The sequence below is a fragment of the Mycobacterium sp. SMC-21 genome, assembly GCF_045310825.1.
Taxonomy (GTDB): Bacteria; Actinomycetota; Actinomycetes; order Mycobacteriales; family Mycobacteriaceae; genus Mycobacterium.
Map to the genome: position 1 here is coordinate 1 of NZ_JBJIAO010000072.1, position 6,328 is coordinate 6,328.

8 protein-coding genes are annotated in these 6,328 nt (G+C 60.4%); 2 read left to right on the forward strand and 6 right to left on the reverse strand.

Annotated elements, in window-relative coordinates:
* Positions 1-30: 30 nt before the first annotated feature.
* From ACJH6H_RS29285 to ACJH6H_RS29305, 5 genes are all read right to left on the reverse strand, one after another.
* Positions 31-297, reverse strand: a complete 267-nt coding sequence (locus ACJH6H_RS29285; protein WP_406776340.1) for a hypothetical protein — start codon at positions 295-297, stop codon at positions 31-33.
* A 2-nt stretch (positions 298-299) separates the two neighbouring features.
* Positions 300-1,148, reverse strand: coding sequence for a phage major capsid protein (locus ACJH6H_RS29290; protein WP_406776341.1), 849 nt, complete (start codon positions 1,146-1,148; stop codon positions 300-302).
* Positions 1,149-1,225: 77 nt separating this feature from the next.
* Entirely contained in the window at positions 1,226-1,678 is a 453-nt protein-coding gene (locus ACJH6H_RS29295; RefSeq protein ID WP_406776342.1) for a hypothetical protein, read from the reverse strand.
* Between the two features lie 4 nt (positions 1,679-1,682).
* Positions 1,683-3,083: a phage portal protein gene (locus tag ACJH6H_RS29300; protein ID WP_406776343.1), complete on the reverse strand. Its 1,401-nt coding sequence runs from the start codon at positions 3,081-3,083 to the stop codon at positions 1,683-1,685.
* A gap of 87 nt (positions 3,084-3,170) precedes the next feature.
* Positions 3,171-4,538 (reverse strand): terminase, encoded by a 1,368-nt coding sequence (locus ACJH6H_RS29305; RefSeq protein WP_406776344.1) that lies wholly within the window; start codon positions 4,536-4,538, stop codon positions 3,171-3,173.
* Positions 4,539-4,974: 436 nt separating this feature from the next.
* Between ACJH6H_RS29305 and ACJH6H_RS29310 the strand changes: the two genes are divergently transcribed.
* Positions 4,975-5,316, forward strand: coding sequence for a hypothetical protein (locus tag ACJH6H_RS29310; RefSeq protein WP_406776345.1), 342 nt, complete (start codon positions 4,975-4,977; stop codon positions 5,314-5,316).
* A gap of 150 nt (positions 5,317-5,466) precedes the next feature.
* Entirely contained in the window at positions 5,467-5,820 is a 354-nt protein-coding gene (locus ACJH6H_RS29315; protein WP_406776346.1) for a hypothetical protein, read from the forward strand.
* Positions 5,821-5,827: 7 nt separating this feature from the next.
* Here the strand turns inward: ACJH6H_RS29315 and ACJH6H_RS29320 are convergent, their stop codons facing one another.
* Positions 5,828-6,217 (reverse strand): HNH endonuclease, encoded by a 390-nt coding sequence (locus tag ACJH6H_RS29320; RefSeq protein ID WP_406776347.1) that lies wholly within the window; start codon positions 6,215-6,217, stop codon positions 5,828-5,830.
* Positions 6,218-6,328: the final 111 nt, after the last annotated feature.

Consider the following 6,328-nt stretch of genomic DNA (forward strand, 5'->3'; position numbering starts at 1 on the left):
CAGATCATCCTCGGGAAGGTGCGCCCTTTCCTACGCCGCCTCGCCGAGGCTCATCCACAGGTTCTGATCATTGCTCCTTCTGTCTTGAACGATCTGCGACGTGTCTTCGACAAGGCGAGCTGACGCGGACAGGATCACGGCACCAACTGCCTCGTTGGGTTCCCCTGCTGTGAATCCGTTGCCGCGTGTGTACGACCCGGCCAGAGCGGTAACCAGAGTGATTACTGCCGTGGCCTGATCGCTGTTCAGCTCCTTGCCGGTGAACGCCGCAAGATCAGCACTTGTCGGCGTCGCCACGATTACGGCGCCTTGGTCAGCACCACAACCGCCGCCGGCTGCAACAGACCCATGTCATAGCGCGTCACGACACGGATAGCCAGGCTGTCCTGCTTGGCCAGCGCGTCGGTAGAAACGTAAACCGAGCTGTCCAGATCACGGACAACCTGCACGTAGTTCATGTCCGCCAAGATCGCCTTACCGACCGGCAGCGCGTTGGTGACCGTGACCGGGATACCGAACAACTGGTACACAGTGTCGGCGTGCATGCCCTGCGAATCATCGTCAAAGATGTATTCCTTGGTTGTTGACTTCAGCTTGCGCAGCGCCACGTAGTCGGTCGGATTCATAAACCACCGGTTCGGAACGACGTTCGCCGCGTGCGTCAGCGCGATCGCGTCCAACAAGCTGTTGGGCTCGGTCACGTCGAGCGGGCTGGCCTGTACACCGGTCTGATTGACGATGCCCTTGACGGTGTTCGCGGTACCGGTACCGGTGAACAGCGCGTTATCGAGCGCGTACGCGACATCTGTGATCAATCGCTGCTTGAGCACGGCGTCCAGACCGGCTACCGCCGACTGGCGCAACAGTTCGTTGGTGAATGGCAGCCACACCTTGATTGACTTCAGCGTGGATGGCATTAGTGCGATTTCATCGAATGCCACGTCGCCGTCAGGAATGGTGTCACCTTCGGCGACAAAGCCGGCGTTGGTGCCGTTTGCGATACGCGGAAAACGCACCGGTACAGACGAATCTTCGATCTTCGGGCCGGCGGCCAAAAACGTCGATGCCTGCTGCAAAGGCTGTGTAAGAAGCGCTGAAACCTTTGACTGGATCAGTGTTGGATTAGACAAAACAGTCTCAATAGCCATATTAAGTTGTGTCCTCTATGAAATTAGTATTCAGTTATTAGTTTGATTGGCGGTTATTGCCGCCACCTGGACGGCACTTACACCTTTGACCGCAGGAATGCGGCTAGATCGAATTCACCACTGCCGGCGTCGCGTTGGCCTTGGCCGACATCACCGGTCACCCGGCGCGCCTTGAGGTGCGGCTTAGCGGTAACCAACTGCTCGACCGCCGCCACCAGGGCATTCGGGTCATGTAAGTGATCCTCGTTAAACGGCAAGTCCGTTGGGTCCGCCAGCAGGCCAGTCGCCCGGACTAGCTCGGTGTGCAGTTTCTCAGCGGTTTCTTTGGCACGCAGTCGATACTTGGCGTTCTCGTCGCGCAGTTCTTTCACAACGTGCGCGGGAAACGGCTCCGATTGGTCCGTGGGCGCATTTTCGACGTTGTCGGCAGTGGTTACCTCAGTCGGATCATTTTCGACGGTCTGCGCCGAATCTGGCCCATTGTTATCCATGGTTCCGCTAGCAGGGTCAGCCTGCACACTTTCACTCATGATTTTATGCACTCTTTCTGTAATCAGTTGCGGCTTTGTCCACAGCGGCAATCGTGTCTGGATTCAGATACGTCTGCCGGCCGTAAATGACCGCCGTTGGATCAGCGTTCAATGTCTCGGAATTAATCTCCGAATTGATCCGGTCGATTTCATCGTCGGTGTAACCCATTGCGCGGAGTACCGCAGCGCGAGACAGAATCTTCTCCGCGTGCAGCTTCACCATGGCGTCTGCTTCCTGCGCTACCGAGCGGGTAGACGCATCCGCCCACTGAATCCGCACCGTAACGTCGGCAACAGGGGCGCCATCGCGGACGGCAACCATCAGCTTGGCGACGGTTTCCCAACCACGGCCGAACACCAGTTGACGCGCTTCGGCCCGTGCCGTCAGGCTGGCCTCCGCAGCGCGCATCGCATCCGCCGACGCCGGGTTGGCCGTGGTGATCCCGACGTAGTGGGCAGGCAGCGCAGAGACGGCCATGATCTGGCCGAGTAGGACACCTACGGCCTTCTCGTAGTGGGATAGGTCGGCGGCGTCGAGCTGCCCGAACTTGGTACCCGGATTCTCGGCCAGCATCATCCGGTCACCCTCGGGAATCGGATTGACAGTCTCCATCAGCGGAGCGCCGCCACCATCAAGTACGGGATTGCCCTGCGCATCAAGTACGGGCCGTTCCACCGCTTCGATGCCCGTAGCCCACCGACGCGGCCGGCCCACATACTCACTCGTCGTAAGCATGTCCGTCAGAACCTTGTTCAGGCCGTCCACCAGCGGCTTCAGGTCATCAATCTCCGATAGCCCCGGCGCGAACATCTGGAAGTTGCTCCACGGCTCAGCAATGTCGATGCGGTCAACGTTCTTCAGCTCGACCACCGGCACCACGCCCAGCGGGTTATCAAGTGTTTCGACCAGCTCAAACCCCGCAGTCGGGAGACCTGCAGTCGGCGCCACGTAGCGTTCAATGCGGTCAGGCAGATACAGCACGGAAAACGTCTGAGTCTTTGTGCGCCAACGCTTTACCGCTGCCGTAATCTCCCGCGATCCGGGGTCGCGGGCGACCTGCATTTGCTTCGGCGACTCGATAGACACTTGCGGCTGGCCGTCCATGCCGGCCCACACCACAACGAACGCTGACCCGTACAGCAACGCGTCACGGTGTGCGGACATGCAGAGCTGGTCAAGATCGTTGCGAACCCAATCGGCCCACACATCGGCGCCGGTAAAGCCGGTGATCCGCAGGCGCTCGGCAAGACTGGCGACGGCCAAGCGTGGAATGTTCGATGCCATCCGGGCGAAACGGTTGTCCAGCGCCTTACGGGCATCGTTGGACAGGAAAGCCAAGGGCTGCTTGCCCTCGTAGTAGTTCTCCAGCTCTTGATAGCGCGACTGCGGCGCGTCGAGCTGCATGAGCAGGTCAACAAGTAGGTCTGTGTTCAAAATTGGAACTCTCGATATTCAGTTGTCAGGCACCAATCATTTTGGTGTACAAGGTGTTTAGCTTCTGAAGGAATAGACGCGGCGGCTCGGTTGCTTCTGGGACGCCAACCACGTGGCCCGTGAGTGGCACATCATCAGCGCCGTAGCAAGGTCGATCTTCGGTGCGTGCCGCGACCGTGACGTTTTCGCGAGCCGGATGCCCTTATCGGATTCCTTGACGGTGGCCGCGAGAACATGCCGGCGTAGGTCCGGGTCGCCCGAATGCGTGAATAGGCCGCCCACGGCGCCGGTATGCAGGTCATTCGTCGCCGCTGTCTGGCGCGGCGGTGACTGACTGAACTCGACCAACGGCAGACCCTCGGCCGCGAGCACTTGAGCGGACCGTGTGAAATACGCAGGGTCATAAGCAATCTCGCGTACTCGCCACCGTTTCGTAGCGTCTCGCAATGTCTGCTCTACAGCCAGAATGTCTACCTGCCAGCTGTCGTCACCTTGTGGTTTCTCCCAGACCGCCAACTTGTCGAAATGCGGACGCGCCGCCAGGGTGCCGACGACAAGAGCCGTGCTGTCGTCCTTCAGGCTGGCATCCACGGCAATCACGACCTCGGCGCAGTCTGGGACACCCTTGCCGGTATTTAGGTCGTCCCATTCGTCGGCGGTGAGGAATGGTGACTCGTTGCTGACCACGACCTGGCACAGCCTCTTGCGGCGGTATTCGCCTTCGGTGGTCTGTTTGAGCATTGCGGTCGCGGCAGTCCTGCTCAGCAGGTCGTCAAGCTGTGGGTTAGCCAGCTCAAGGCAGTGGACACACGCGGCCGGGTGATGTTCGAAACCATCGGCGCTGAACTCGACAAACGCCATGGTCTTGTCGTCCGGGTTGGCGCGGCAGGCGTCCCGAAGGTCTGTCAGAACCGACGTTTCACGGTTCGGGGGGGTACCGATGCCCAACGCCATTGCGTTGTCGAGCTTGCCGGCGCCGAGCAGCAGTGTTGACCACGTGTCCGGGTCAATCTCGCCCAACTCGTCAGCCAGTGCCAGCGTCCACGTGCCCAAACCCTCGATGCGCTTGGCCTCGGCCGGTAGAGCCGTCAACGTCGAACGCTTGCCCGGTACCTCAATGCGGTCGCGGTACACCACGGCACGCGATGCGAGTTCGGGGTTCAGCTCGACCATCTGCGCGGCCGGCGTCAGGAGCCGGCCCGCCATGCGTTCGTCTACCGCGACAATCGGAATCTCGTTGCCGTCTGGACCTGTGAACAACTCGTATAGGCCGAGCGCGGCAAAGATGCCTGTCTTGCCTAGTCCACGTGGCCCCATGATGGCGCCGACAACGGGACGCGGGTCCGGGTCCAGAAACGGACGCAGCATCTCGACTTGCCAGGGACGCAAACGCATCGGCTTGTTAGCGCCGTTGCCCTTCGGCACTACTAAGTATTTGGATACGAACGCTTCGAAGCGCTCTACGCCGGTCTTGCGTGGTCTCCACGGCAGGGGCGACTCGTCTACGTCGCCTTTTGGTCCACGGCGCAAGGGTCACCCCCATTCGATATTCAGTTGTTTGATGTGACATGGGCCACAAATTGGCAGTGACTTAGTCGTCACACGAACACACGTTCGTTTGTCGCGGGAACGTGGGATGATGAGTAGCGACCGAACTACCGTTTGGTCCGGGAACGCAAAAGCCCTGACAGAACGGTGCTCCGTCAGGGCTCAGCGTGTTATCTCCCAATAACGATTCGAGCCTAACCGCCGATGCTGTTGTCGCACTTGACTTCGGCTAACTTCGGCGTACGCGACGAAGCGCCATAACTGCCACCGACCTGCGCGTTTCTGCCTCAACCGACAGAAACCGGTGTGCTCAATGACACAACGCCCGCTGACACTCATTCGCCTCGCTGCCGAGTACGGGTTAAAGACGCTTGACGCTGACATCGCCGCAAAGAAGCTCGGCCTCAACCTACGACGCGGAGCTGCGATAGTCAGGCCGTGGCAGGAGGAACTGCTCCGGCCGGAACTAGCGAAGATGGCCGGCGAGGACTACATCCGAAGGATTCGAATGGCGAAGTACATCGAGTCATATCGCCGTGGGTACGAGGACGAGTACGAGAACGACAATGCACGCCTCGGCTTCTCGAACGACGAGATGAACCGGCAATTGAAACCGACGCGCAAGCGGATGCAGGGCGACGAGAACACGGCGTAAATAATTCGTCCCTGTGCTGGCTGATCGAGGTGAGGATCATCGCCGGTCGGGGCCTCTCCCCGGGGGCTCGGATCGGCGACGTTTCCGCTGGTCAGCGCGTTGCCTTCCGAATTCGGCGTGAGGACGAACGCGGCGTGAGAATGTACGACCGTGGAAATGCTCCTCGTGATCTGGGTTCTGTGCGGTATCGCCTCGGCCGTTATCGCTGGCTCGAAGAACCGCAGCAGGCTCGGCTGGTTCGTCCTCGGCCTGTTGCTCGGCGTGATCGGCCTCGTGATCATCGCCGTACTGCCACGGCAAGCACCGCTGGCGCCGTTGGGAATGCGCAGCGTTAGTTGCGTGCGGTGCAATGCCGTCCAGAACGTCCCTAAGAGCGACGCCGAGTTTGAGTGCTGGCAGTGCAAGTTGACGAACGAAGTGCCGGCCCTGCGGCGCGGCAACCGCTCGGACGGTCCGGATGGCCCGGAGGACATGCGCGAGTGGCTGAACCGCGTTAAGAAGTAGCGGGCCGTCAGGTGCTTGTAGCGTCCATGTAGTTGGTCCATCGTTGCTTGCGTGCTGCGATGGCGGCTCGAACCTGTTGGCGTTCAGCCTCGGTGCATGTGTCGCCGCGTTGGGCGTTGCATGGCCGGCATGCGCTTCGGATGTTCAGCTCGTTGTGTGCCAGCTCTGGTGCTTCGCTGACCGGAATGATGTGGTCGGCCGTCTCGGCTTTGCGTCGGCATCCCGGTAGTGCGAGTTCGCAGAATGGGACGCGTTTGCGTTGTGCTGCTGAGAGTTTGCGCCAGCGCCAGTCGCTACCTGCGTGTGCGGTGCTGCGTGGTGCGCGTTGTGGCGTGCATTTGCTGCATCTGCTCCCCGCGCTGATGAGGCGTCCGCATCCTAGGCAGGGCCTGTTCATGCTGGCTCCCGTTCGATTAGGTCGTGTATGGCATCGGGTCTGCTGCACGAATAGGTGACATCTGAGTTGGCTTGCCCAGCATGGGCGGGCTGGAAGGATGTCCCCATGGCA